Source organism: Neobacillus paridis (genome assembly GCF_016765675.1).
In the GTDB taxonomy this organism is placed as follows: domain Bacteria; phylum Bacillota; class Bacilli; order Bacillales; family Cytobacillaceae; genus Neobacillus; species Neobacillus paridis.
The window spans coordinates 16,017-42,575 of sequence record NZ_JAESWB010000229.1 but is presented as its reverse complement, the minus strand read 5'-3'; the positions used below and the strand labels follow the sequence as shown (position 1 = coordinate 42,575).

General features: G+C 43.3%; 22 protein-coding genes and 1 pseudogene. 2 read left to right on the top strand and 21 right to left on the bottom strand.

Going from position 1 to position 26,559, the window contains the following annotated elements:
- The 10 genes from JK635_RS15380 to JK635_RS15335 all read right to left on the bottom strand — a co-directional run bounded on the left by JK635_RS15380 (window position 1) and on the right by JK635_RS15335 (window position 9,690).
- Window positions 1–510: a shikimate kinase gene (locus tag JK635_RS15380; protein ID WP_202654844.1), complete on the bottom strand. Its 510-nt coding sequence runs from the start codon at window positions 508–510 to the stop codon at window positions 1–3.
- A gap of 123 nt (window positions 511–633) precedes the next feature.
- Window positions 634–1,533, bottom strand: coding sequence for a nickel transporter permease (gene nikC / locus JK635_RS15375; protein ID WP_202654843.1), 900 nt, complete (start codon window positions 1,531–1,533; stop codon window positions 634–636).
- Window positions 1,534–1,548: 15 nt separating this feature from the next.
- Window positions 1,549–2,556, bottom strand: coding sequence for an ABC transporter permease (locus tag JK635_RS15370; RefSeq protein ID WP_202654842.1), 1,008 nt, complete (start codon window positions 2,554–2,556; stop codon window positions 1,549–1,551).
- A 171-nt stretch (window positions 2,557–2,727) separates the two neighbouring features.
- Window positions 2,728–4,344: an ABC transporter substrate-binding protein gene (locus JK635_RS15365; RefSeq protein ID WP_202654841.1), complete on the bottom strand. Its 1,617-nt coding sequence runs from the start codon at window positions 4,342–4,344 to the stop codon at window positions 2,728–2,730.
- 51 nt (window positions 4,345–4,395) lie between these two features.
- Window positions 4,396–5,364: an ABC transporter ATP-binding protein gene (locus JK635_RS15360; protein WP_202654840.1), complete on the bottom strand. Its 969-nt coding sequence runs from the start codon at window positions 5,362–5,364 to the stop codon at window positions 4,396–4,398.
- Window positions 5,345–6,358 carry an ABC transporter ATP-binding protein gene (locus JK635_RS15355; protein ID WP_202654839.1) on the bottom strand — a complete coding sequence of 338 codons (1,014 nt, stop codon included), beginning with the start codon at window positions 6,356–6,358 and terminating at the stop codon, window positions 5,345–5,347. Before JK635_RS15355 ends, JK635_RS15360 begins: the two co-directional genes overlap by 20 nt.
- Before the next feature lie 160 nt (window positions 6,359–6,518).
- The gene (locus JK635_RS15350) at window positions 6,519–7,286 is read right to left on the bottom strand and encodes a MerR family transcriptional regulator (protein ID WP_202654838.1); all 768 of its coding nucleotides are present in this window, start codon (window positions 7,284–7,286) and stop codon (window positions 6,519–6,521) included.
- A 152-nt stretch (window positions 7,287–7,438) separates the two neighbouring features.
- Window positions 7,439–7,762, bottom strand: a complete 324-nt coding sequence (locus JK635_RS15345) for a nitrous oxide-stimulated promoter family protein (protein ID WP_202654837.1) — start codon at window positions 7,760–7,762, stop codon at window positions 7,439–7,441.
- Window positions 7,763–7,932: 170 nt separating this feature from the next.
- Window positions 7,933–8,850, bottom strand: coding sequence for a Gfo/Idh/MocA family protein (locus JK635_RS15340; RefSeq protein WP_235888140.1), 918 nt, complete (start codon window positions 8,848–8,850; stop codon window positions 7,933–7,935).
- A 54-nt stretch (window positions 8,851–8,904) separates the two neighbouring features.
- A complete protein-coding gene (locus JK635_RS15335; RefSeq protein WP_202654836.1) occupies window positions 8,905–9,690 on the bottom strand; it encodes an arginase family protein in 786 nt (261 codons plus the stop codon).
- Window positions 9,691–9,983: 293 nt separating this feature from the next.
- Between JK635_RS15335 and JK635_RS15330 the strand changes: the two genes are divergently transcribed.
- Window positions 9,984–11,207, top strand: coding sequence for a CynX/NimT family MFS transporter (locus JK635_RS15330; RefSeq protein ID WP_202654835.1), 1,224 nt, complete (start codon window positions 9,984–9,986; stop codon window positions 11,205–11,207).
- A 150-nt stretch (window positions 11,208–11,357) separates the two neighbouring features.
- Here the strand turns inward: JK635_RS15330 and JK635_RS15325 are convergent, their stop codons facing one another.
- Window positions 11,358–12,908 carry an NAD(P)H-hydrate dehydratase gene (locus JK635_RS15325; protein ID WP_202654834.1) on the bottom strand — a complete coding sequence of 517 codons (1,551 nt, stop codon included), beginning with the start codon at window positions 12,906–12,908 and terminating at the stop codon, window positions 11,358–11,360.
- Between the two features lie 65 nt (window positions 12,909–12,973).
- Window positions 12,974–14,275 carry an MFS transporter gene (locus JK635_RS15320; RefSeq protein WP_202654833.1) on the bottom strand — a complete coding sequence of 434 codons (1,302 nt, stop codon included), beginning with the start codon at window positions 14,273–14,275 and terminating at the stop codon, window positions 12,974–12,976.
- 125 nt (window positions 14,276–14,400) lie between these two features.
- On the opposite strand from JK635_RS15320, the gene JK635_RS15315 reads away from it, so the two are divergent.
- A complete protein-coding gene (locus tag JK635_RS15315) occupies window positions 14,401–15,642 on the top strand; it encodes a helix-turn-helix domain-containing protein (RefSeq protein ID WP_202654832.1) in 1,242 nt (413 codons plus the stop codon).
- A gap of 126 nt (window positions 15,643–15,768) precedes the next feature.
- Here JK635_RS15315 and JK635_RS15310 read toward each other — a convergent pair whose 3' ends face one another.
- The 9 genes and pseudogenes from JK635_RS15310 to JK635_RS15270 form a co-directional block, all read right to left on the bottom strand.
- On the bottom strand, window positions 15,769–16,245 hold the full coding sequence (locus tag JK635_RS15310) for a carbonic anhydrase (RefSeq protein WP_202654831.1): 477 nt from the start codon (window positions 16,243–16,245) through the stop codon (window positions 15,769–15,771).
- 106 nt (window positions 16,246–16,351) lie between these two features.
- Window positions 16,352–16,717, bottom strand: a complete 366-nt coding sequence (locus JK635_RS15305; RefSeq protein ID WP_202654830.1) for a Na-translocating system protein MpsC family protein — start codon at window positions 16,715–16,717, stop codon at window positions 16,352–16,354.
- Window positions 16,718–16,751: 34 nt separating this feature from the next.
- Window positions 16,752–19,373 carry a DUF2309 domain-containing protein gene (locus JK635_RS15300; RefSeq protein WP_202654829.1) on the bottom strand — a complete coding sequence of 874 codons (2,622 nt, stop codon included), beginning with the start codon at window positions 19,371–19,373 and terminating at the stop codon, window positions 16,752–16,754.
- A complete protein-coding gene (locus tag JK635_RS15295; RefSeq protein WP_202654828.1) occupies window positions 19,370–20,884 on the bottom strand; it encodes an NADH dehydrogenase subunit 5 in 1,515 nt (504 codons plus the stop codon). Before JK635_RS15295 ends, JK635_RS15300 begins: the two co-directional genes overlap by 4 nt.
- A 498-nt stretch (window positions 20,885–21,382) precedes the next feature.
- Window positions 21,383–21,541 (bottom strand): annotated as a pseudogene (locus JK635_RS15290) (amidohydrolase); the annotation flags it as partial.
- 222 nt (window positions 21,542–21,763) lie between these two features.
- Window positions 21,764–22,513 carry an ABC transporter permease gene (locus tag JK635_RS15285; protein WP_202654827.1) on the bottom strand — a complete coding sequence of 250 codons (750 nt, stop codon included), beginning with the start codon at window positions 22,511–22,513 and terminating at the stop codon, window positions 21,764–21,766.
- Complete coding sequence (locus tag JK635_RS15280; protein WP_202654826.1) at window positions 22,510–23,229, bottom strand: ABC transporter ATP-binding protein; 720 nt, start codon at window positions 23,227–23,229, stop codon at window positions 22,510–22,512. The genes JK635_RS15285 and JK635_RS15280 overlap by 4 nt, the downstream gene beginning before the upstream one ends.
- A 187-nt stretch (window positions 23,230–23,416) precedes the next feature.
- Window positions 23,417–23,971, bottom strand: a complete 555-nt coding sequence (locus JK635_RS15275) for an NADPH-dependent FMN reductase (RefSeq protein ID WP_202654825.1) — start codon at window positions 23,969–23,971, stop codon at window positions 23,417–23,419.
- Between the two features lie 193 nt (window positions 23,972–24,164).
- The gene (locus JK635_RS15270) at window positions 24,165–26,516 is read right to left on the bottom strand and encodes a polyprenyl synthetase family protein (protein ID WP_202654824.1); all 2,352 of its coding nucleotides are present in this window, start codon (window positions 26,514–26,516) and stop codon (window positions 24,165–24,167) included.
- Window positions 26,517–26,559: the final 43 nt, after the last annotated feature.

The following is a 26,559-nucleotide window of genomic DNA, read 5'->3' as shown; positions in this document are numbered from 1 at the left end:
TCAATCCACCTTTTGAAGAATTTCTGCGACAACCTCTTCGGGATTTTTGTGATCAACCGTAATCTTTACATGATGATCAGCATAAATTGCTTGCCTCTGATTAAAAAGTTCTTCCATTTCTTTAATTGTTTTTCCATGAAGGACCGGCCGGCTATCTTGAATAAGACGAAGCCTGTCCTTCCAGTTTTCAAACGAAATAGTTAAAAAGATCACCGTGCAGGTTGATAAACAAATGTTTTTGATATCCTCCTGGAGGAATGCTCCCCCACCGACCGAAATGATTTTTCCATGTTGTTCTGCCATGCTGTAAATCAATTCCTTCTCCCGCTTTCTAAATGTTTTCTCACCAAACTTCTGAAAAATTTCGGGAATGGGCAGTTTGAATTCTTTTTCAATTTCCTCATCTATATCAATAAATTGTCGATTGAGCTTTTCAGCCAGCAACTTTGAGACGGTCGTCTTCCCTACCCCCATGAAGCCTATCAGGACGATGCTCTTTTCTTTATTCATTACAAATAGTTCCTCCCACCACAATACGAACAATCTTTAGCTAATTATAAATCTTCTGATTATATAACACAAAATGATTTTTTAAGCTAATTAGAAAAGACCCCACACCCGAGGTCTTTTCGGCTAGTTTTTCATTTTTGGATCGAGGACATCGCGTAAGCCGTCACCCATCAAGTTGAAGCCAAGTACCGTCAGCATAATTGCCATCCCCGGGAAAAATAGTGTCCACGGGGCATTGGTAATATAGTTCTTGGAATCGGCCAGCATTTTCCCCCACTCCGGTGTCGGCGGCTGCGCCCCCATGCCAAGAAACCCTAGTGCCGCTGCTTCAATAATCGCTGTGGCAATCGCCAATGTGGCCTGAACAATGACCGGTGAAATGCTATTCGGTAAAACATGGCGGAAAAGAATCCGTGAATCCTTCATTCCGATCGCCCGCGCCGACATAATGTATTCTTCCTGTTTAACACTTAACACCTTTGAACGGACAAGCCGGCCGAAATTGGGGACGTTGATAACGGCAATTGCGATCAAGGCATTTTGCAATGACGGGCCAAGGATGGCGACTACAGCAATTGCCAGAAGAATACTGGGGAACGCCAGCATGATATCAAAAAACCGAGAAATAATTGTATCTATCCAGCGCCCGTAGTAACCGGCTACGATCCCGAGGAATGTCCCAACTACGACAGATCCCAGGACAGAAAAGAATCCCACCCATAAGGAAATTCTAGCTCCATATATTACCCGGGAAAAAATATCCCGGCCAAAATCATCCGTACCAAACCAATGTTTACTTGATGGTGCCTGCATCCGCTCGGACATAACCTGCTCTTTAAAACCGTATGGCGCCACCCACGGAGCAATGAGAGCAAGGATAATAAAGAAGAGAACAATGGCAAGGCCAATCACGGCCAAACGATTTTTATAAAAAGACTGCCAGGCCTCCTTCCACGGAGGAATAAACGTTTCTTCAGCAGGTATGGTTTGTAGATCCGTTGTATTTTTTGCTAATTCAGCCACTGCTAGAGTCCTCCTTTACTTCGTGTATTTAATCCGCGGATCGATAAACACATACAAGAGATCCACTACTAAATTGATCAATACGAAGATCGCGGCAATAATCAAGATTCCTGATTGAATCACCGGATAGTCGCGATACCCGATGGCATCATATAAATATCTGCCAATTCCGGGCCAGCCGAAAATGGTTTCCGTTAAAATTGCTCCGCCTAATAACAGGCCGGTTTGCAGGCCGATGACGGTAAGAACAGGAATAATTGCATTTTTTAAAGAATGCTTGTACACGACCCAGAACATGCTTAATCCTTTGGCCCGTGCTGTCCGAATATAATCTGATTTCATGACCTCCAGCATTGTCGCCCTGGTCATTCTTGCAATAATCGCCATTGGAATCGTTGCCAGCGCTGCACTCGGTAAAATTAAATGCTGCAGCACAACTTTAAACTGATCGAACCTGCCCTGCAATAATGTGTCAATCAAATAAATATTTGTGATAGCGGTAACCGGATCCCTGACATCCTCCCGGCCAGTTGTCGGCAGCCAGCCTAATTCAATCGAAAATACCCATTGTCCCATTAACCCAAGCCAGAAAATAGGCATTGACACACCGATTAAGGCAAATACCATGGCGGCATAATCAAACCAGGATTTCGAAAACCAGGCGCTGATAATCCCGGCGTTGACTCCAATAATGACGGCAATGATGATAGCAACTAAGGTCAATTCAATCGTCGCGGTTAAATATGGCCAAATTTCCTCATTAATCGGGCCTCTTGTCCGCAATGAAATGCCCAAATCACCATGCAGGAGAGCATTAATATAATCAAAATATTGTATGTACCATGGCTGATCCAGCCCCAACTGTTTTGTCAGTTCTGCGACGGCCTCCTTAGTTGCCCTTTGACCGAGAATAACCTGCGCCGGATTTCCTGGTATCGCGTGTATGATGGCAAAAACAATCAGAGTCATTCCAATTAACACTGGTATTAATGAAAAAATTCGCCGGATTGTATAGGTTAGCACTTTTCTCACCTCTTTTAGTCAGGTTCAAATTAAAGCGGTGTTATAAATCGCGGTGTTTTTGCCGCGAATTTTTCTCAATAAAATGCACATATATTGCTTGTAAAATTTATTAAAATGGCAAGCCTTTGTTGGCAAAAGGGGAGGCAAAGAAACCTCCCCTCGTCTTACTCATTATTTAAATTCAACCTTGCTTAAGCACTCGGAACCGGTTGGATGCGGTAGGTAGTTTACCACGTCTTTAGATGCCGCCAGAAGTGGTGTGGAATGAACGAGCGGCACCCATGGCGCGTCTTCATGAACAATTTCTTGCGCTTTCTTATAAAGCTCGTTTCGCTTTTCTTGATCAGCAATGGTTTGTGCTTCAATTAAAATATCGTGAAGCTTATCATTGCTGTACTGAGCATAGTTGTTGCTGCCGATACTGTCTTTATCCAGCAATGTGTAGATAAAGTTATCCGGGTCGCCATTGTCACCGGTCCAGCCGAGCATGAACATATCAAACTCGCCTTTATTGGCCTTATCTAAATAAGTCGCCCAGTCCACAGATTTGATGTTTGCTTTAATATTAATTTTACTTAAGCTTTCTTGAATGACTTCAGCAACTTTTTGCGCCTCTGGCATGTATGGACGGGCAACTGGCATGGCCCATAAGTCAATGGTAAAGCCTTTTTCCAATCCGGCTTCCTTCAGAAGTGCCTTAGCTTTTTCCAAGTCATATGGATAATCTTCAATCGCATCGTTGTAGCCTTCAATCGAAGGAGGCATTGGGTTTTTCGCAGGCAATGCTTTACCGCCATAGAAGGCATCGATGATTGTCTTTTTGTCAATGGCATGATTAATCGCCTGACGGACCAGCTTGTTATCAAGCGGCTTACGCGTAGTCGTTAAGCCAATATAGCCAATGTTCATCGATGGACGTTCGATGATTTGCAGTTTGTCATTTGCCAAAACGGTTGCTTCATCTGAGTTATTTAAGCCGTCCATGACGTCAATTTCTCCATTTGCCAAAGCATTAAGCCGGGCCGTATTTTCCGGAATTACGCGGAAAATAATTTTGTTTAACTTCGGCAGGCTCTTGTCCCAATAATCAGGGTTCTTTTCAATCACAATGCGGTCGTTAGCCTTCCACTCAACAAATTTGAATGGACCGGTCCCGACAGGATTTTTTCGGAAATCATCGCCATATTTCTTGAGTGCTGCCGGACTGGCGATACCAAACATCGACATGGCTAAGTTTTTCAGGAATGGTGCCTGCGGTCTTTTCAAAATAAATTGGACAGTATGGTCATCAAGAGCTTTAATCTCTTTAATGACATGGCCTTTATCTTTCTTAAATCCGCCAAACATCGTATAATAAGGGAATTGTTTTTCATTTCCGTTCATCCAGCGGTTAAAATTATAAATAACGGCATCTGCATTAAAATCCGTGCCGTCGTGGAATTTTACCCCTTGACGGAGGTGGAACGTATACTGCAGCCCATCATCAGATACTTTCCATTTTTCGGCAAGTCCCGGATGAATCGTTGTATCTTGCTCCCCATAGTTTAATAATGTTTCAAAAATATTAATGGTAACCTTAAACGTTTCCCCTTCTGTTGTCGTGATCGGGTCGAGTGAAACGGAGTCACCGCCACGGCCATAGACAAGCGTATCCTTTGCAGGAGCACTGCTATCAGCTGGCTTCTTGCTGTCGTCTGCTTGTTTATTTGTTTTCGAGTTGCAGCCAACAAGAAACATGCTGATCGCTAGTATTGAAATTAACAGCATTTTTAACGTCTTGTTCTTCATTAAATATTCCTACCCCCTAAATGTTTGTTTTTATATCATCAATGCTGCCCATCACTCGTCATATAAGTGGCAGGCAACATAATGACCGTTCAGAATGCGTTCTGTTGGTCTCGTTGTTTTACAAATCTCCATGCATTCTCCACATCTCGTGTGAAAGGCGCAGCCTGATGGCGGATTAGCCGGGCTGGGCAAATCCCCTTCAATTAGGATTGCCTCCTTTTGGAGATCGGGGTTCGCTATGGGAACCGCTGAAAGCAACGCTTTTGTATAGGGATGCAATGGATTTTCGTATAATTCTTCACTCTCCGCAAGCTCTATTAATCTGCCTAAATACATAACCCCGACCCGGTCGCTGATATGACGGACTACCCCTAAATCATGGGCAATAAAGATATAAGTTAGCTGGAATTCTTTTTGAATATCCTTCATCAGATTTAGAACCTGGGCCTGAATTGAGACATCAAGGGCGGAAACCGGTTCATCGGCGATGATCAGTTTCGGCTTTGTCATCAGCGCCCTGGCAATCCCAATCCGCTGCCGCTGACCGCCGCTGAATTGGTGAGGATACCTTTTGGCATGGTAACTGCTTAAACCGACTACCTCAAGCATTTCCTGAACCCTTTTGCGGCGATCTTCCTTCGAGCCAATTCCATGAACAATCAACGGTTCTTCCAAAATTTGCTCAATGGAATGCCTCGGGTTGAGCGATGCATAGGGATCCTGGAATACCATCTGGATATCGCGACGGATTTTTCTCAATTCTGCCTTTGACATTTGGGTAATCTCTTTATCTTCAAAAATAATCGAGCCGTCACTTGCTTCGATTAAACGCATGAGCAGCCGCCCGGTTGTTGATTTGCCGCAGCCCGATTCCCCGACAATCCCCAATGTTTCGCCTTTTTTGACGTAAAACGAAACATCGTCTACTGCCTTCACTTCCCCTTGTCTCCGGCCTAAAATACCGCCGGTAATCGGAAAATATTTTTTCAGACCTTTTACTTCAAGGAGTAACTCCGACATGTTCGTCTCTCCCCTCTCTCAATATATGTAGGAAACAGCGCACTTCATGTCCGTCTTTTTTTGATTGATATAACTTAGGTGCCTCATTTCGGCACTTATCAAAAGCTTCCTCGCATCTTGCGGCAAATCGGCAGCCCTGATGGACAGTCCCCGGCGTTGGAACAGTTCCCGGGATACTATAGAGACGTTCTTTATTTCCTCTCAGGTCTGGAATCGATTTCAATAATCCTTTCGTATAAGGATGCTGTGGATTTTTCAAGATGGTTCTGACATCGCCTTGTTCCACCACCTGTCCGGCGTACATGACGATCACCCGCTCACAAATCTCTGCAACTACGCCTAAATCATGGGTAATGAGAATAATGGACGTATTGGTTTTTCGGTTCAAATTTTTCATCAAGGCCAAGATTTGTGCTTGAATCGTGACATCAAGCGCAGTTGTCGGCTCGTCCGCAATCAGCACCCTGGGATTGCAAGCCATCGCCATCGCAATCATGACCCTCTGCCGCATTCCCCCGGAAAGTTGATGAGGATACTCTTTCAAAATTCCCTCCGCCCGCGGTATTCCCACCAGTTTTAATAGCTCTACACTTCGGACCTTTGCTTCAGCCTTTGAAAGTTGCGTATGTAAGCGGATGGCCTCGATTAATTGGTTGCCAATTGTAAATAAAGGATTCAGCGATGTCATCGGTTCTTGGAAGATCATCGATATTTGGTTGCCGCGAATCTCGCGCCATTCCTTTTCTGAGATATTTATTAAGTCTTTCCCGGCAAAAATAATCTCGCCTTTTTCAATTTTTCCTGGCGGGGTTGGAATTAATCCCATCGTTGCCAAGGAGGTGACACTCTTGCCGCTGCCGGATTCTCCGACAATCCCGAGAATTTCACCTTCTCTTAATTTAAAGCTGATTCCATCCACGGCAGGGAGGTACTTCTTCCCCGATTGAAATGAAACCTTTAAATCTTTTATTTGTAAAATAGGTTCATTATTCACATTTACACCTACCTAATAGTTATATTACATTTTTGTAAAATATTAAAAAATAACAAATATTAAAATAATAATACCATAGATGATTCTTCAAAAAAACCCATAGATGGGTATTATTAAAAAAAATGTGCCTAACATCCAAGTGTCAGGCACCTATACAATATTATTTTTTTTGAATACCAGTATAAATAAGAATGGCCTCTCTTAGAAACTCAGCTGTACCTGGCTGTTCTTTATCATAATAAGCCTTAAACCGTTCGTCTTCGACATACATTTGTGCCAGGCCAGCGTGGGCTTCCTTACTATACTCATGCCAAAAGAAGGTAAGCCACTCTTTATGAAGTTCCGCTGCTTTTTGCGCTAACTCACCTGCAGGGTCTTCGGTTTTCATCGCTTCAGCGAGTGTTTGTGTTATTTCCTCTGACAGGGCAGTAACCTCTTCGTATTGCTCCTTGGTCATGTTTTGCAGTTTGGCATTGGAGCGGTCAACAGTTTCGTTGCCGTACTTCTCCCTGATTTCTTTACCGTACTTCTTCTCATTTTCATCGATCATTTTCTTCTTAAAGCCTGTAAATTTTTCCTGATCGGTCATTTCAATTCCCCCTTCTGTGTGCGCAATTGTTTTTTCAACATTTGCAATTAATAAGTCCAATTGCACTCTTTTTTCGAGGAGCTTTTGATGATGTTCTCTTAGTGCTTTAACAGCATCAAAAGCGGGGGCGGTGACGATCGTCTTAATCTGCTCCAGGCCCATCCCAAGTTCCCGAAAGAAGAGAATTTGCTGCAGCAGATCTACCTCCGCTTGACTATAGATCCGGTATCCTGAAGAATTGATTCTCGCCGGCTTAAGAATACCTATTTCATCATAATACCTTAAGGTCCTGGTGCTGATCCCCGCCAGCCTTGCCAGTTTTTGCACTGTATATTCCATCACATCACCTCCTCATCATTCACGATACACCTTTACGCAACGTCAAGGTCAACAAAGATTTTGGTCATTTTTCATATAATATTTTTATTAAAAAGAAAACCCAGATTGCGTGAAACAATCCGGGTACTATTTTCCTTTTGAATCCTGCAAACCTATTTATTTAGCAAGTGTTTTATCGAATAAATCGGATGGTACAACAGCATCCAAGGTCCAGAATACCTCATCACGGCTTTCATTTTTTCACGGTATTTGGGCTTATAGCAGTGAATTTTACAGTTAGAGCAGGCAGTCTTATCTTCCCCAAACCGGCAAAATGACAGTCGCAATAACGCATAATTTTTCAAATCCTGACATTCCTTACATAAACTATCCCGATGGTGTTTCCGGTGGCAATAGATTTCAATCATTTGTCTGACGATTTCTTTTTCCTTTTGAATCTTTGGCCCACTATTTGGTTCAATTACACGTGCTCCCATGTTTCTGAACCCCCTTTAAATACTAGAAACATCCTTCTTACTTTGACCATATCATAAAAAAAGGCGTATTTATGGGAAAATATTTACAAATTGCCAACATTTTATTACCGGAAAAAAATCTGTCAAACCGATAAGAGAAAAGACTCTGGAAGGAGTCCTCAGAGTCTTTCTTACGTATTATTTGCCAGTTTCGTTATAATTTCTTCACAGATTTCATGGGTTTCCAAAGAATCCCATGCGGTAATTTCCGGATTGGTTCCTACCTTAATTGCCTGAATAAAGTCATTGACCATTTGCGGAAACCCCCGCTTAACCAAAGTAGGTTCCCAATCATTGCTCCGCACTTCAATATTCTCGTTTTCTTTGGAAATAACAAGTTGCGAAACATTGGTAACCGTTCCCTTCTCATACGGCCCCATAACTTGAACGATCTCTTCATTGGCCCCATTTTCCCGGTTCATAATTCCAATGGCTGTCCCCCCCTGTGACATAAATTGAATAACCACATGGTAAAGAAGGTCGTCCTCGATTCGGCCATTTACCAGCAATTCCTCAATTGGATGGGTGAACAAGTACCTCATGGTATCAACAACATGAATGAAATCATCAAAAATTAACGTTCTGGGGTCTCCGGGATGATTTCTGCGATTTTTCTGAACTATGACCATATTAGGCTCCGAAATTTTCTTTAACCTCGCGTAGGCAGGGGCATACCTTCGGTTGAAGCCAGTCATCAGAATTAACCCTTTTTCCTCTGACAATTCAACAAGCCTTTTGGCTTCATCAAAATGATCTGTAATCGGCTTATCAACAAAAACATGAATACCCCTGATAAGCAGCCACCTGACAATTTCTTCATGCGAAGATGTCGAGGAATGGACTAATACTCCTGATATACCGCTGTTTACCAATGATTCAAGATCAAAATGCAAATGCTGAAAACGATATTGTCTGCCGATCGCCATTAGCTTTTCACGATTTCTCGTGTAAAAATGAAACTCAACATCCTTCATTTGGCTGTAGACCGGCAGGTAAGCTTTTTGAGCAATATCACCAAGTCCAATAACCCCAATTTTTATCACCATCATCCCTCTTTCCCTTGATACATTCGTTCCTTGTATTTTTTTAATTCCGGGGTGAAATTATGCTCCTCTTGTTTGCTGGCGGCTTCCTTTTAGACATGTTTTCAAAATGGCAAGATTTGCTTTTTCATTTTTGTGAAATCCAGCTTGATAATTGGGCAGAACCGTGTCGTGTGGGGAAAGATGTTCCTCGCCGCATATATCGACACCTTCAATCTTTTTATACTTGCTAATTGCTTCAAGAAAATAAGTTAGAGTAGAAAGATTCATCACACCCTGATCCCAATTGGTCTCGGCTTCGGTTGTATTTAACACATCCTTATCAATACTAATATAAACATTTTGCGTACGAATAGCAGATAAAATGGACTTTAATGCATAATGATGCCTGCCATCAAATGGAAAGATTACAACGTGATGATAATTGAAGTGATGCTGTGAAATCGTGGTGGGACCAATGATGACAACTTGCTGCAATAACGGAATTTCTTTTAGGGCATACGATACCCATGATCCGCATGATAACAAACTCTCTTCATGGCCTTGATCATTTCCTAGATCGGGATGATTGTCAAATAGAATGAGGGTAAACGGTTTTGTCATTTCTGTTAATATGATATAAGTAATATAATGATAGTTCCCACTGCCAATATAGGTAATCCCTTTTTGCTTCCTTTTTTGCAATTGTTTTTGTAAAATCGTTAAAGAATCTTCCTCACAAAATAGATTCACATGCTGCATTTGCCGAAAATCCAAGTCCTCATGCGGGTATTGCAGCAGTTTGGTTTGTGCAAAATACGTTTCATCAAAATGAATAACACTAATTCCTTTTCGTACTAACCCCATTTTTCGTCATCTCCTGTATAAACAACCTGGGTGTCAGGCACCAATTTAGTTACTATGAATTAGAAATGTTTATTCTTTTCTACCATTATATCATTTTTCGGAAACACTTGTTTGCTAACAGTCACGGCTATGGTTGGAAAAATACTGTTATATGATATTAATACGATATTGTCCTGGGCATTCCTGCAAAAAAATACAATTTACTAGTTAATATGTAAACCTTTAAATTGGAATTCCCTATAATTTCATAGTTATAATAGTAAAAAATATTGAATTTAACTCGGAGGAACTCGATGAGTGAGCATGAAGAAAATCAAAAAGAAAAGTTTTATAAAGTCCTGCTACTCTTCGGAATCATTTTTGTGGCATTTAACTTACGTCCTGCGATTACGGCAATTGGACCAATCATTGGCATGATTAGGGCTGATTTTGGAATATCTAATGGAACTGCAGGCTTTATTACAACACTTCCGTTGCTTTCTTTTGCCGCCTTTTCCATCCTGGCACCTAGATTAGGGCAGAAATTGGGCAATGAACAAACTATTTTGCTTGGATTATTTGTGTTGTTTTTTGGTATTATCATTCGCTCTATAGGATTTATCAGCACCGTCTTTCTAGGTACTTTATTAGTGGGAGTTGGCGTAGCCATTGGGAATGTTTTGTTACCGGGAATTGTAAAAGCGAAGTTTCCATCAAAAGTTGGGATCATGACCAGTATGTATACAACGTCGATGAATACCTTTGCTGCGTTAGGTTCAGGAATAAGTATTCCTCTTGCTCAAGGTTTACGATTGGGCTGGCAAAAGTCGCTTGCTTTTTGGGCAGTGATTGCACTCATTGCGATTATTATTTGGTTGCCACAGCTTAAAGGAAATCTAAGAAGAAGAAAATCTTCTAAGGGACAGCCATCTTCTATTAAAGAATTGTGGGGCTCAGCAGTTGCATGGCAAGTTACCCTTTTTATGGGATTGCAATCATTTTTATTCTATTGTTCGATTGCCTGGATACCTGAAATATTGAAAAGCGGTGGGATGAACTTGCCCACTGCTGGCTGGTTGCTTTCACTCATGCAACTAATCGGATTGCCGGCAACTTTTTTAGCACCGGTCCTAGCCGGGCGGTTTCAAACTCAAAAGGGCATCGTTCTGGTAATTTGTATATTTTACTTTGCAGGGATGTTGGGGCTGTTGCTTGGATCGACTTATTCGATGAGTGTTATATCTATTATTTGTGTTGGGGTCGCCCAGGGCGCCAGTATCAGTTTAGCCCTTACACTTATTGGTCTAAGGACTAGAGGGGCGCGGCAGGCAGCGAATTTGTCAGGAATGGCCCAGTCTATAGGTTATTTGCTGGCAGCTATTGGACCAAGCTTAATCGGCTTTTTGTTTGATCGTACCCATTCATGGACAATCCCGTTAGTTATACTATGTGTAGTGGTCGGATTGATGGCAATTGCCGGAGTTGGTGCTGGAAAAGACCGGTTCGTAGTGGAGGAGTCAGTGGTTAATAATAATTGATGTTGGATGAGATGTTCATGAGAACTGACACATGATACCATCAGACCTTTTTGTTCTCATGAAGCGTTTATGAGAACGATTGGACCTCACCGGCACCGCTTGTTGTTCTCATAAAAAAAGGGGGCATCCCCAAAATCAAGGATAACCTCCTTAGCCAATTAAATTCAACTGCTCTCTTACGCCATCCATAATATCAAACGGTGTTACGCCATAATGGGATAAGGCTTTTGCCTTTTCCTCACCGGCTCTAGCATGGAGATAGCTCGCAGCAATAAGAGCATTTACCGGGACAGCCCCCTGTGCAAGGAACGAGGCAATCAAGCCTGTCAGCACGTCGCCGCTGCCACCTTTACCGAGGGCATCATGTCCAAATGGATTAATATAAACCGCGCCATTAGGAGTCGCAATAACCGAACGATGACCCTTTAACAACAAAAACAGCGAATTCTCGATTGCAAAACTTTTCGCAATCCCGAGACGATCTGCCTCGACTTCCCTTACAGTGCAATTTAACAGCCGCGCCATTTCCCCTGGATGCGGGGTAAAAATGATGTTTCCCTTATAGCGGCGAACCAATTCCAGTTCATCGCACAATAAATACAAGGCGTCGGCATCAATAACAACTGATTGAGTCGTCAGCGAGCTCATAAAAGTTTTTAGCCAATCTTCCCCATGAGGAAACCGGCCCATACCGGGTCCAACTGCAATGCTGTCAAACTGATGCAGTCTAGGCAATAATTCATTCAAACCTGCTTCGGCGAAATGACCATCAACCTCGGGTAATGGTAAAAACAAGGACTCTGGATTCTGAGCCGCGGCCATTGGATAGATAGTTTCTGGAACCGCCAGTGTGACCAATCCGGCTCCCGAGTTTAACGCCGATTTTGCTGCAAAAATTGGCGCCCCAACAAAATGCCGTGAACCGCCAACAACTAGGACATGGCCGAATGTCCCCTTGTGACCCTGCTGTGGGCGCACCGGAACTGCTTCTTGCCCCAGCTTTTCCGTGATGACAGTTGGCAAGTCTAACCCTAAATCGGTTACCAGCGAAGGCGGAACGGAAATGTCAACGACCTTCCATTCTCCAACATAACGTGGCCCATCCTGCAGGAAAAATCCTTTTTTCGGAAAAACAAATGTCACCGTTTTGTCTGCTTCAATGGCCTTTCCGACGACTTTCCCGGTATCACTCGAAACACCTGAAGGGATATCAACAGCAATCACCAATTTCTTTCCTTTATGTTCATTTACCAGCGAAATGACCAGATCAAACGGCGGCCTAACCGGTCCGCTTACACCTGTTCCTAAGATTGCGTCAACAATTATATCGGCACGAGCCAATTCTTTTTGAAAGGCAGCCTTCGTATTCTCTTGAAGGAAAAAAATCGGCAAACCGCGATTCTGATACACTTCGAATTGAAGCCGCGCATCTCCCTTGAGCCGCTCTGGATTCACAAGTAAGCAAAGCAGCGGCTCAAGGCCTGAATCATACAACCTGCGGGCGATAACAAAACCGTCGCCGCCATTATTCCCTCCGCCGGCAAGGACTAATACTTTGGGGTGCTCACAAGGAGTAGAAGCTAATATTTCCTCAACCACCCTGGCTCCGGCGTTTTCCATTAAAACGATTCCCGGTAAGCCGATTTTATCAATTGTAAACTGATCCATTTGCTGCATTTCCCTCTGACCTGCTGCAAACATTGCCAATCCGCTCCTTTTTATTAACCACTACTTCTTCTATTATAAGAGATAACAAGCGCTAAAAATCAAACATTTGATGGAACTTTTTTGATTCTGACGGCCTTACCAGCTCCAATTTCCGGATGCACTTTGCGTATCACAGAAGGTCTGGCCAGAACAAGGATGACGCCAACAAACAGAGCGGCTGAGACAATCATAATCCATTGGGCGGGAAATACGTCATACAAGAAGCCGTACAGCACCATGCCAAGCGGCATCAAAGCCATTGCCATTGTCTCGAGGATGGAAAATACCCGGCCTTTAAAACGGTCATCAATTTGTTTTTGCAAAATCACCATGATCGGCGTGTTCGTAATGATCGACGCGGCTCCTAATCCCAGCTGCAGCACAATATAATAAACAAATATCGAATGATTTGGGAACTTCAGCATTAATGGCAGAACAAGTGCAGTCATAACCACGCCCATGCCAATGATCCCCCATTTGGAAACCAATAATGGATATTTGACCTCTTTCCGAACCGAGTAATAAATCGATAACAGCAGCATCCCCGCAGCGAAAGCCCCTTCGGTTAAACCAAACTGCTGGGAGGCCATTTTCAGTTTTTCGATTAAAATAAACGAGTAGCCGACCTCGTATGCCCCGAACAGAAAATTAACCAAAAGCGCAATCCAAATGACGGTCATCAGCAGTGATTGGGTTTTTATATAGATAAACCCGGACTTCATGCTTTGCCAAAGTGGTTCCTTTTCGTCCTCTTCTACTAAATCATGACTGGTGTATAGCTTGAAATTCATCGTTGATTCCAGTATAACGGCCATACTCGATGCAGCCATATAGATAATCAGGAAAGTGGACATGGAAACAGCACCATACAACAAGCCGCCGACAGCGGGGCTGCCAATCGAAGCAAACGAAATTGACATTTGATTTAACGACATCGCTTTTTGAATCCGCTGTTTATCTACAAGTCCAGTAATGGAAGATGTAAATGCGACTCCGGAAAAGACTGATGTAAGCGATAAGACACAAGAGGTTGTATAAATGGCGGTGAGCGATAATCCTGATGTGAAGCTGACGAGGAGCAGTCCCCCAATTGCCAAAGTAGTGGCGATTTGCGAAAAAACTACCACCTTTTTCCGCGAATAATTATCAACAATGTAACCGGCAAACGGTGCCGCAAGCGTCCGCGGTAAAATATTGCAAATTAGATTGGCGGCAAAACTTGTCGCCGAACCCGTCGCTTGTAAAATATAAAAACTAATGGCAAAGGCATACACCTGTGCCCCGAAAGCAGAAATCAGCTTGCTGACGGTAAATGTCCAAAGATGGTATGTCGCTCTTTTTAATTTTAATGCTTCATTCATCAATAACCACTCCAAAAGTTTAATTTTATTAAACAAATTATAACATGGTACCCTCTTCCATTTCAAGCTAAAGTTTAATATAATTAAACTAATGAATAAAATTGCCTAGGAGTGAATCAGTTTACATGTTAGGAGAACGTATTCGGGAAATTCGCAAAAAGAAAAAAATGACGCTAGAAGCTCTAGCCGGAGATGAACTGACAAAAGGAATGCTCAGCCTGATTGAAAATAATAAGGCGAATCCTTCCATGGAGAGCTTGACCTATATCGCTGGAAGATTAGGTGTGGAAGTAAGTGAACTTTTGGAAGAGGTAAGTTCCCTTAAATTGCGGGAAATACTGGACGAGGCTGAAAAGCTTTATAATAAAGGGATCGAAATAGGTGAGGAAACGGACAAATTTAAACAGCTGATTGACCTGATTGGGCCTTACCTTGAACACCTCTCCCAGGGCTATGAGTCGGCACGGTTACTGGAAATTTACAGCCGCAGCCTGCAACAGGAAGGACTTGACGGCTGGCAGGAGCTTTCGAAGAAAGCAGCAAAGATGTATGATGAAATGAACTTAACTGCCAAACGGGCAAGCATTGGCATCTTTTGGGCAATGATAAAATTTGTTGAACATGACTATGCGGAGTCTTTAAAAATTTTCTTACAGGAACGAAGACAAATCGAAGCAAAACATCATTTCATTGACCCGATGACCAGAGTTGACCTGGATTATAATGAAGCGATTCTCCATTTTGCCGTGGGCGACTCGGAGGCAGCGGCTGATGTGATGCAACGGGCAATTCAATTTTCCAAGGAGCACCGCATTTTTTACCGGATTGATGATTTATACCGGCTTGCGGCCGCACATGGATTGATGAAGAAAAATAAACAACAGCAGCTGCATTATACCGAAAAAGTAAAACAATACGGCGATTTCGCCGAGGACCTACAATCGCTTACTTTTTATGATCTCTTTCACGCCTTATCGCTTAATGCGGAAGAGCAAAAATATGATCAAGCCCTGGAAATTTGCAACAAGTATTTAGCAAATCCCGCAACCGATAGGGATTATCAGTTCTGGTTTCTACTTGAAAAAGGAAAGTCTTTATATGGTTTAAAACAGTGGCAGGAAGCGCTTGCCTGTCTGGAAAAGGTGGAAATCCCCGCCTATGCCCACCATCCGTACGATTTATCATTGTTTTATATTAAAGATTCGTATAGGGCGCTATGCTACAGCGAACTGAAGCAGCAAAAGGAAGCCATTCAAGCGGCCATGATAGCGGTGGAGAATTTCAAATCAATGCCGCCTACACCGTACAAAGATTTTGCCATTGAAACGTACGAAAGCATAATTAGTAAGGACATTGACAAGCCCTAACCAATATCAGAAAAGTCGGCAATCGACTTATTTGTGAATGAGGAAGGGTGGATTTTAAAAGAATCGTTCGGTAAATAACCCCCCGCCTTGAACTCCCGGAGGATCCAAGGCAGGGGGGATGTTCATTTAACAGAGCCGATCTTCGTTTAAACTCAATTCCGAAACCTTAATATGAGCCGGGATGAGGGGGTGCTGGCGGATGAAGTTAATACTATGCTGAACCACATCAGGATGAGTATGACTGACTGAAAACCATTCACGAAGAGTCACATTAGGGAATTCTGGCATGCAATTTTTAAACAGGTAATCTAGGGTTTGAATTTTTTGCTGTAATTCTTTATTTTCAAAAATGATCTTTTCGATCTCGCTTGTTTTATGTTGGCCGTTCGTTGCCGCAGCGACAAAAATTTCGTCGACATTCTCCAAGTGGACTACTAAAATCATGTCACGCATGATATCGCCGAATGGTGCAATAGTTGAACCATAACTTTGAATAATAATGATATTTTCCCGCTGAATACCAGATAATTTTTCAAGAAATCGGTCCGGCTTTTGTTCATTGCCAAGGACAAAAAGTATTTTTTTCTCTTCAGTTGTACGCATCAAATTCACCTCACTAAAGAATCGGGTGTCGGGTTCGGCTGCTGTGGTTCTGCGGGTGTTGACCTGACCGCCCCGTGCTTCGGGCTATCGTCCTGGCCCATCTCAGTTATGACAATTCGCTTTGCAGATCAACCGAAAGCTTAAAAATGATGACCCTTTCCCCGGTCCGGGTGCTAATGTCAGTATGGAAACTTACTACTTCGTGTCCGGTAATGTTTGAAATGATCTCTTTTAAGTCGTCAATACCTGATTCGACTAAACTATTACGATTTTCCTTAACTGATAATAATCCCTCTTTATCCTGGCATAGTGAGTATTCAGCTGGAGTTAAGATGCCTTTTAAAACAACGATAATCATATCTCGTAAAATATCTGATTTAACTGAAACGGAACCTCGTCCAAGATAACTTTTCTCCCAATGTGTTAATGCCTTACTGATTTCTGCTTCTATCGTTCCTTTGGTTTTTACCATAAAAAATTGCTTCCCTCCTATCATTCTCTTTCAATTAAGACCAGCTCTTCCAGCTTCCTTTCGGATCAATGGATGCAAGCCGAATCCAGCTATTTCGAAGCTTTTGGCGAAATTCATGGTCCTGATGTAACAACCGTTCAATATATTCACTTGGTGCTTCTATTACTATTAACAGCCTGAGCGGTGCATGATAGAACTGTTCATCCGATAGCATCACCGATTGCCATGGAAGGCCTGCTAATAAATCACTGGCATTCCCTTGCATCACTCCGATACCCGCGGTCACTGTTTGTGTCGCTTTATTCCCGCTCCCATAATAATGAGGTGCCACAGTAGAGGCATAATATTGCAAATTAATCCATTGGGCAACTGTCGCCGGCCCGGAAATAATATTGGCTAAAAGCGTTCCAGATCGATCTTTTTGCCAATGGTAATTATGCAGAAAAACTCTCCCCTCGAGATCGCACTCCTTCGTAAGCTCCCGCGAACCAATAACAAAAGCGGCATTGCGCGCAAGTCCCCATTCCGGACGGATTTCACTCCAATCCTCAGCCAAGCGCTCTGCTTCAAGTTTAGGATTTTTACCATTCACCCGCAAACCTGGCAGTTTCACGATCCGCTCGGCACAAGAGGCATCACTCACCTTTGGTAGTGCCGCCTGGATACGCGCAAAAGCCATTTGCGCCGCGGATGAGAGGGCTGGAACATAAAGCCATCTTAATTCATCAACTGTGGTAATATGCTCTGCCGCTGTAAAAATTGTCTCACATGGAATGTTGATCCCTTCTGCTGCAAGGGCTTCCCTTACTTCCGGAAGATTGCATAAAGCCGCCAATACCCGAGCATTGAAGCCGCTCGAGGCCCCGCCGCAGGCACCACAGTCGAGCGAAGCAGCATATGGATTGTTCGTACTATGACTGCCATGACCGCAAATGACCACTAAGGGAACAAAATTTTCCGTAAGCCCCATCATCTTAAGCGCCTGCCGTGCATAACGAATTTTCTCGTCCAGAGAAAAACCAACCGGAAGTTCCGTTTCCATGTTGGGGGTATTGTCAAGTGTCAGCTTAGTCGCTGGTTTTCGGAGCCAGGCTTGGCGAATTCTGCGAAAACTTTGACCGGCCTGCCGTGGCACGAATGTACGGCCAAGTGTTTGCAGACTTAGCCAGGGCCCGCTTAGTTCCGGCAGCACCAAACTGGTTAACAGGTTATGCTTTAACGTCTTAAAGGTACGGCCCAGTGAATGAACTGCACTGTTGCGTTGTTGATACCGAGAGAATTCCGATTCTGATGCTGATTCCCTTACTTTATATTGCGGTTTGAACATGACCGGCAAGGAGGGATGGGAATGCTGACTGCCCAGCTCGCAAGTTTCTATCGGTAATCCAAAAAAGCCGGCCGTACCAAACGTCTCAAATGGACCTGCCTTTTCCAGTTTACGGCGAAAAGGCTCGGATCGAACATCAATACAAAATACAAATTGTGCAAGGGCAGGCTTTTCTTTGGTTACAGTCGTTTGCCGGCTGGCTGTGACCCGCTTCATTAAATGTGCTTCGTATGTTTTTTCCCATGCTTCGAGCCAGAGTTGATTGCGAAGAATTTCATCAAACCGATAGGCAAGCGTCAATCGCGCTTTTATTTCCGGCGCTGACAGCTGTGACCACTGGTCGATCGGCATGTCGCCCCAATGGTACCACGCGGCAAGCAACGGTTCTAAAGGTACATGTTCTTCTTTCATTTTTAGTGGCAAATAAGGTTTAACCACCGCTTGCTCCAGTGAGATTCTAACAGCCAAATATTCCGTTAACAGCGATGACTCTTTCGGACTTTGCTGCGACCGCCAAAGCATCATTCCCGCCCAACCCGGCAACGCCAGTAAATGTGCTTCCAGGTAGCTCTGTACCTCGGAAAAAGGAATCCCCAGATTCAATAACGCTATCTTTAAAGCCGGTTCGGACTGATCTGGTAAATTTTTCAGTTGTTTCCGAATTGCCGCCTTGAGGGCCGGGTCGTGCCCGATAAGGTTCCTCCAAACTTGATAAAATCCATTTTTACGGTTTGGCAGTGACCACACAGCCTGTGATTCATCTAAATACAGTTTACACCACTTGATCATATGGCGATTAAGTTCCTGTGCCAGATTTATTTTTCCGAGCTGTTCCAGACGCTGACTATACGTTTTTACTGCCTGTGCTTCGCTAAATTGATACGTAAACCGGTTCAGTTTTTTCGCCATAATTGATAACTCAGGAAGGTCCGTTTGTTGGGAAACTGGCGGTATATCCAGCCTTAATGCTTTCCGGCAAAAGCGCTCCGCTGTATCGCGTGATAGTTCCAGTGACTGTGCATCAAGCCATTTTTTGAGCACATCTTCTAGCAAATTTTCATCAATCTCGCCCTGTTCCGATGCAGAGAGAAGCAGATGCTTATTTGGGTAGATCGCAACATCACAAGTTTCTTTAAACCAACGGGCCGTTTTGTCAAAAGATTGGTACTCCAATCCTTGCCAAGGGTGGCGGGCCGCAAACGCATTTAGGGGACCTAGCGGTGCAATGACCTTGCTCGCGGATGCCACTGCATCACTCAAATCCAAATCAAAATAATTCGATTCCTGCTTCAAATGGAAAGCTTCACTTAAGGTTGCCACGGGATTCATGATAAATGACCTCCTTGTGAAAATGATTGTGTTAGATACTTCGGATGGCTTTCAACCAACTTTTCCTTCGGCTCCCCCAATCGTACCAGCCACAAGTAAATGACGACTAAAGCGGTGGAAGATCGATGCCGGGCTGCCAACATAGCGATCGCACTTCCGGCTAATAAAACAAAAACAACCAAAATAACTGCTGGTGTCGGTGGCTGGATTCCAGACTTAACAGTATCACCTAATATTCGAGCAAAAGCGCGATGGGCAAAGCTGTACATTACAGCGGCTCCCGTAAACAGGAATAATCCCGCTACGCGGCCAATCAACCCTTTACTAAAGGCAATCAGCTGCTTCCAAGCCAATAACACAGATGATCCTAAAATGAGTGCACTGATCCATTGATACCCATCTCCAGGTGCTTTTTGCCAAAAACCAATAACTGTTAAAAGAGCGATTATTCCTCCTAAGATTGTCGGCAAAATAGCCTGACGTCCGGGTTCTGTCTGATGGTTGTGATGAATTGCCGAACCGGCTTGTAAAAAAAGCGTGGATTTGAATATGCCATGCAACACGGCATGAATCATCGCCGCTATATAAGCACCTAAGGCACATTGGATCAGCATAAAGCCCATCTGAGCAATCGTCGAGCCAACAAGCTGCCGCTTATAATCAACCTGGACGAGCATGATTCCCGTGCCGATCAGCACCGAAATAGTTGCTATCAAGAGTAAAATGATCTGAGTAATATTTCCGCTAAAAAGCGGTGCGAAACGGGCCATAATCATCCCGCCGGCATTTACGATACCGGCGTGCATCACCGCGGAAATCGGAGTCGGGGCAACGACCGAGTCTAACAGCCAGCGCTGAAACGGCCATTGTGCCGCAGGAATAACGACAGAGACAATTAGCAGCAGGTCAATACAAGTTGTTTCCCACGAACTGATTTGAGCAAGGCTAGCTTGATTAACAATCAGCGACAGCTGCCAGTGACCTGTTTCTTGAGCTATCCATAAAATGGCGACAAATAAGCCAAGCCAGCTAATAGCCAGCATCCGCCCGGCTAATAAAGCTGCGTTTCTGGCAATCTGCCATTCTTGTTTCAAATAGATTAAAAGTGTCAGCCCCAGGAGTGTTGCTCCCCAGCAAAGTAAAAGAAGGCGAAGATCATCACTCAGCCATGCAAGTACATCAAAAGTGACAGTAAAGGTTAATAAGGCAAAGTATTTTCGATAGGATCGATCCCCAAATATGTAACGAATGGAGAAACGCTGAACGATTAAGCCAATTGTTAAGACAAACATGGCCACCAGCCATGACAAGGAATCAAAACGGAAAGGTCCAAGGTTAACTACCCTATCGTTCATCACAAGGGCCACCAGCGCGATGATCGGTAATAGCGTCACCATACCGACATGAATTTGAACAAAAGATAACGGAACTTTAGGGTGCAGCAGAAATAGTGCACTCAGCAAGGAAACCGCCAGAATGAGTAAAAATGCGATCGCTAGTAAAGCTAACATTCAGCCTCCCCCCGATAAAGCAAAGCCACAGGATTCGCCGAAGCTTCGAAAATAGAAACCATATTTATTTGCACCATTTTGCACTTTCCTTTCTTTTCCATCCAAGTCTAGAAAAAATAAAAAAACCGACATTTACAGAGAATCATGGTTCCATTAAAACCATTAATCTCTGAAAAATGTCGGTTTACTATTAACTGGCCAGTATTGGTCTTTTAATAAGTCTACCTTTTAAGTAAATATAGGGTTTACTTTTTCATCCAATCAATTTTTCAATTTATTAACTGTATGCTAAAGCAAAGCTATATTTTTTCTAATTCAATGTTATTTATAATGTTTTATGTTACTGATTATGAAGGTTCTTGTCAAGGTAGAAATACAAATCCTGTTTTCTCGTTTCTTTTCATGTATTCCAGTGTGGCGGTGCCGAGTACTTGTGCCGCAGTTAACATTGCCCTTTCGTCGATATCAAATTTTGGATGGTGATGCGGGTAGGAGCTTTCCCGTCCGCACTTCATGTCCTAATTTTTCATGATAGTCGGCAATCAGTTTCGGTGTTTCCACTTCCTCAAAAGATAATTCCGGATACTGATGAAGGTGTCGCCTGATTTCAACCATTTCCTCGAAGCCTTCATCCAATAAACGATATAGTTTTTCCAATACTCCCCACCTCTTATCAGTAATTATATGATTATTTTTAATATTCCACCAATATTTGATATTTTTAAGGGCAAATTGACCAGCTGGAAAGCAGAAGGGCTTACTGCACACTACTATCTATCCTGTAAAGCTGAAAAATTATTTTTGAGGGCAAATTGGATGCCGCTATCTGCCCTCTAAAGCACAAAACTTAGAGCAATCGCTCTAAGTCAAAACTGAATTTTACCTTCTCATTAGCTGCATTTGTTTATTAAATAATGTTGGATAGGACAGGAACCCCAGCATAATACTTGTGACCGCCGCAGCAGTTAATAGCAAAAAGAGCACAAGCAGTTGAAATTGAACCGCTTGGATCGGACTGGCTCCGGCGATAATTTGCCCGCTCATCATTCCCGGGAGCTGGACGAGTCCAATCGTTTTTTGGCTTTCGATGGTTGGAATCATACTTGCTTTGATGGCGGCAATCAACTGCCGGTGAATGGCCTGTTTTGGTGTTCCCCCAAGCGATAGAATAAGCTCTGTTTGATCTTGATGGGCCGCTGTTTCAGCGATAAACCGATTGAGAAACAGTATGGCCAGGACCATCCCATTTCCAACAACCATTCCGCTGATTGGAATGATGTATTGAGCGGTGTGCGGGGTAATCTGAAATCCCAGTAAAATAGCTTGTGTAAGCACTTCAATAAAAATTAATGTCACAGCAATTTTCCAGGTAATTCCTTTAATCGCCGCACCTTTTTTCCGGGCATTCTGAGTGGCAGCAGCAATCATCACGCCCACCATCAACAAGATATAAACAATACTTTCCGATTCAAAAACAAATTTAAGGACATAGCCGACAACAAACAGCTGAATAATCGAACGGACGACAGCAATAATCGTATCTTTTTCCAGCCCAAGGTTGAAGGTTTTTGATAAGATAAACGGAATCAGCACAAAAATGAGGGAAATGGATAATGCGGTCAGACTCATCCCCATTCCCCCTTTACAAACTGTTTCACCCGGTCATTGCTTGGCGATCTTAACAAATCGCTCTTGCCCGCTTCGATGATTTCCCCTGCCATCATCACCCATGTATAGGTTCCTACATCGACCGCCTGCTGCAAGTTATGGGTAATCCAGACAATCGTCACACCGAATTTCCGGTTGATTTTTATGATTAACTCTTCAATCTCTTTTTGCGAAACTTGATCCAACGACGAGGTAATTTCGTCCAGCAATAAAATTTGCGGTCGGTTCACCAGCGTACGGGCAATTGACACCTTTTGGCGCTGCCCGCCTGATAATTCCTTACTGTTTCGCTGTAAAAGCTCTGCCGATAGGCCAACATCCTTTAATAAGTCTTTCGCTTGGTGTTCTGATAAATGTTTTCCTTGCAGTTCCAATGGCAATGCTAAATTTTGTTCCACACTGCCATCAATCATCGGGGCACTTTGAAGCGCCATTCCCACATTTCTTCGCAATTCGATCGGATCCCAATCACGAATATCCTTCCCGTTTATATAAATATCCCCAGACTGTGGCGACAACAGCCGATTGCATAATTTAAGCAAGGTCGTTTTTCCAGCGCCGGATGGACCAACTAAAGTCGTGATTTCCCCCTCGTAAAATGAACCGGTAATCTGTTTTAAAATGGGAAGATTGTCAATCCGATAATAAACATCATTGAATTGTATTGCTGATTTCATTTTGCCACATCCTTATGAAAAGCACGAATCGGCCATGTTACTGGCCGGGATGGGTGCAGTCTGTTATGGATGGTCAAATTATAGCGCATTACACAAGGTACGTTCAATTGTTAAATTTTTTAAAAAAATAGGTTGGAGTAAATAACAGAATAACTTCTGCTATTACTCCAACCGCTTTAGTTAAACCCTATGCTTTAACTTTTTTAATCAAATCAACAAATGCATTGACAAATGATTGTAAGAATTGAACAGTTCCTTCATTGTTGATTTTTCCATTTTCATCCAATAATTCCGCAGAATTTGATATGTAGGCTTCAGGCTGCTGAAGAATCGGCATATTTAAGAATACTAGCGGCTGACGTAAATGGTGGTTTGCCCCAAAGCCGCCTATATTGCCTGGAGATTGACTGATAATTGCCGCGGGTTTGCCGTCCCAAACACTTGCACCATATGGACGTGAACCAACATCCAGGGCATTTTTGATTGTTGCTGGTATAGTACGGTTATATTCCGGAGTAACAAATAAAACCGCGTCCATTTCCTTCATCGTGTTGCGAAAGGTGGTATACGCTTCCGGTACATTGCCTTCATCGTCATAATCTTGATTATATAAAGGTAAGTCACCGATATCGACAAATTCTGTTTCATATCCTTCTGGGAACATTCCGGCAACATTAACAGCAATCTTTTTTGAAAAAGATTCTTTCCGTAAACTGCCAACCAAAATCGCTACTTTCGTCATAAACACTCATCCTTTCATTCGCTAATTATCTTTAAATCAAGATAATTATATTCAAAGTAATTTCCAAAGTCCAATGAAGTGCTCTTCACCGTGACACTTCATCAAAAAGACTAATAAAAGTATCTCACCAAAAATATTATCTATACCCATTTTTTCTATACATGAAAATTTCCTTTCGACAATATTTGATGCCCTATTGCTCTCGGTTCACAATATAATTCAATAAATGCTTCAAGAATGTAAGATTCCGCGGTATTTCCTTTAGCGCTTCAATCGCAAGGCAATAATGCTCCCACATTTCTTGTTTCGCACCGTCCAGGCCGAGAACAGACACAAAGGTCGAATGGTTATTTTCGGCATCCTGACCAACCGGTTTTCCGAGTAACTTCACGTCCCCCTCGACATCCAGCAGGTCATCCTTAATCTGAAAGGCAATGCCGGCATGGCGGGCAAATTTTTTCAAAACGATAATTTCAGCCTCATCAGCCCCCGCAAGAATCGCTGGCATCAGCAACGACGCTTCAAAGGCTAAGCCTGTTTTATAAAAGCTCATTAAAGTCAGTTGTTCCCGGGTTAACGGTTTCCCTTTTGTCTGTAAATCCATTGCCTGTCCTTTGCACAATTCTGCTGTCGTCTGCGAAGAATATTGAATCAGCCGCAGCACGTTTTTTGAATCGAACGCATCAAGAGATGCCTGTTCCGTTACAGCCTTTTGCGTGAGAAAAAGGCCGGTCAATTCGGCTACCGCCGTGTTATATTTCTTATGCAGGGTTGCCCGTCCCCTGCGGGTCTGCGCATTATCCTGTGATGGCAGATCATCAAAAATCAGCGAGGCCGTGTGCATATATTCTAATGATCGCAATAACGGAACAATCGCTGCATTATTTAAGCGATATTCTTTAACCGCCATAAACCACGTGATGATTGGCCGTAATCGCTTTCCGTTGCCTTCCAGACTGTAATTGGCTGCCGTGGTTATGATGTCCTGCGGCAAGGAATCGCCCTCGGCAATTGCCAGACTGTTATTGATTTGCGTACGGACCATATCGACCGTATGAAAAAAATCTTCCCGTTCTTGCTGCTGATTTTTTAAAATCGAAATGATATGATCGCGAAGCAGTTTGTCGAAGAAATCAACATCATCCGCCTTGTGTACGAGCTGCTGGATGAGCTGTGTGAACTTCGGCTCGCCAAAGTCAAATAACGCCATCACCTCATTGTACTGCTTCGTTCCCATTCGCACTTTATAGCGCTTTAAACCGTTAATCGCCCGATCTAGGATCACTTCACAGGCTTTGGGGTCAGAATGGTAGACATGGTGAATTAGATGCGCAATGACCGCCCAATATAATTCGAACGGGTTTAACAAATCAGGACGTGTCCGATGATACTTCCAATAGTAGGTGTATGGAGTCACCGCCCCGGACTTCAGGTCATCAAATAGATCGGCAAAATCATCGGCCAGCTGGTTGTAGATACCGTAAAAAAATGTTCGCTTGTCAAATCCCTCATCTTCTGAAGCGCCAACAATAGAGCGGACAATTAATCTTGAAGAGGCAGATTTTAAGATAACCGGGATATAGATATCTTCATTGGAGTAATTAGCATGATCAAGTTCCTTTACCCGATCTGTTTCCTGCGATTGAAAAAACACATAAGCCTGCTCGAAAAATTGGTTTCCCGCCACTCCCCGATGATGGGCTTTCAGATAGTCAAATGCTTCGCGAAGCTCGGAATGAATATAGCGCATCAGTGTGGTGTTTTTTCCAGACCAATGGCCCCATTTTGGTACGACACCGGTAACAAGGGTGGTACGGATCAAATTGGAATATTGCTTTTTTTCAGATGCCGATAAAACTGACGAGTCCAAAAGATCGTCAATAAACGGGTAGGTCAGTCCATAGGCATAGCCTAATCTGATTGCTTCGTCCAGTTTCTTCGCCCGTTGTTCAGACGACAGACGATCCCCCATCTCATCAAGTGCATGCATGCTTACCCCGGCAATAATTTTGATCAATTTTCGCTGGGCCTGAACGGCATCCAAGCCTTGCGGAATATGGGCAGATACCCTCTTTAATTTTTCCGCCAGCCAGATAAAAGTGGATTCAATCCCTTCCTTCTGGGCCCAGCGGTATAGCCCAACCATGCTGAAATCTTTCGCTTTGTCGTCATGTCCCCTCAAATATATTTTTAACCGGTTCACTGCCTGCCGGATCTCGGCCTGGGTATCGGGTGAATCCAGTGCTTTTCCCAAATCCCGCATATAAATATAGGAGATGCTTCGGTCGAGATATGAATCCAGTTTACCTCGATAATCGAGCCAGCGAAGATAATAGTCGTAACCGCGGGAATCCGCTTTTTGCTTTCCCAGTGAAAACAAAGAATGGCGGATATGACTTTGTTTCCACACATGGAAGTCTTTTGTTAAGGTAGAGATATAGGTCTTTTGTGAGACCAGCGTTTTTAATGACTGAAAATATTTTGCCGCCTGCTGCTCTGCCCGTTGGTAGCAGGCATTTGTATGAATGATAAGCCCCTCCTTCATTGACCATTACCTCTACTTTTCCATCAAATTTTCAAAACATATT

Excerpts from the sequence above, each read along its gene's own strand:
- JK635_RS15380 (WP_202654844.1), bottom strand. The coding sequence starts at position 510 with ATGAATAAAGAAAAGAGCATCGTCCTGATAGGCTTCATGGGGGTAGGG.
- JK635_RS15360 (WP_202654840.1), bottom strand. The coding sequence starts at position 5,364 with ATGTCGGAGTTACTCCTTGAAGTAAAAGGTCTGAAAAAATATTTTCCG.
- JK635_RS15315 (WP_202654832.1), top strand. The coding sequence starts at position 14,401 with ATGTTAGGAGAACGTATTCGGGAAATTCGCAAAAAGAAAAAAATGACG.
- JK635_RS15285 (WP_202654827.1), bottom strand. The coding sequence starts at position 22,513 with ATGAGTCTGACCGCATTATCCATTTCCCTCATTTTTGTGCTGATTCCG.
- JK635_RS15320 (WP_202654833.1), bottom strand. The coding sequence starts at position 14,275 with ATGAATGAAGCATTAAAATTAAAAAGAGCGACATACCATCTTTGGACA.
- JK635_RS15325 (WP_202654834.1), bottom strand. The coding sequence starts at position 12,908 with ATGTTTGCAGCAGGTCAGAGGGAAATGCAGCAAATGGATCAGTTTACA.
- JK635_RS15365 (WP_202654841.1), bottom strand. The coding sequence starts at position 4,344 with ATGAAGAACAAGACGTTAAAAATGCTGTTAATTTCAATACTAGCGATC.
- JK635_RS15280 (WP_202654826.1), bottom strand. The coding sequence starts at position 23,229 with ATGAAATCAGCAATACAATTCAATGATGTTTATTATCGGATTGACAAT.
- JK635_RS15275 (WP_202654825.1), bottom strand. The coding sequence starts at position 23,971 with ATGACGAAAGTAGCGATTTTGGTTGGCAGTTTACGGAAAGAATCTTTT.
- JK635_RS15300 (WP_202654829.1), bottom strand. The coding sequence starts at position 19,373 with ATGAATCCCGTGGCAACCTTAAGTGAAGCTTTCCATTTGAAGCAGGAA.
- JK635_RS15345 (WP_202654837.1), bottom strand. The coding sequence starts at position 7,762 with ATGGGAGCACGTGTAATTGAACCAAATAGTGGGCCAAAGATTCAAAAG.
- JK635_RS15340 (WP_235888140.1), bottom strand. The coding sequence starts at position 8,850 with ATGATGGTGATAAAAATTGGGGTTATTGGACTTGGTGATATTGCTCAA.
- JK635_RS15350 (WP_202654838.1), bottom strand. The coding sequence starts at position 7,286 with ATGGAATATACAGTGCAAAAACTGGCAAGGCTGGCGGGGATCAGCACC.
- JK635_RS15270 (WP_202654824.1), bottom strand. The coding sequence starts at position 26,516 with ATGAAGGAGGGGCTTATCATTCATACAAATGCCTGCTACCAACGGGCA.
- JK635_RS15295 (WP_202654828.1), bottom strand. The coding sequence starts at position 20,884 with ATGTTAGCTTTACTAGCGATCGCATTTTTACTCATTCTGGCGGTTTCC.
- JK635_RS15330 (WP_202654835.1), top strand. The coding sequence starts at position 9,984 with ATGAGTGAGCATGAAGAAAATCAAAAAGAAAAGTTTTATAAAGTCCTG.
- JK635_RS15310 (WP_202654831.1), bottom strand. The coding sequence starts at position 16,245 with ATGCGTACAACTGAAGAGAAAAAAATACTTTTTGTCCTTGGCAATGAA.
- JK635_RS15305 (WP_202654830.1), bottom strand. The coding sequence starts at position 16,717 with ATGGTAAAAACCAAAGGAACGATAGAAGCAGAAATCAGTAAGGCATTA.
- JK635_RS15335 (WP_202654836.1), bottom strand. The coding sequence starts at position 9,690 with ATGGGGTTAGTACGAAAAGGAATTAGTGTTATTCATTTTGATGAAACG.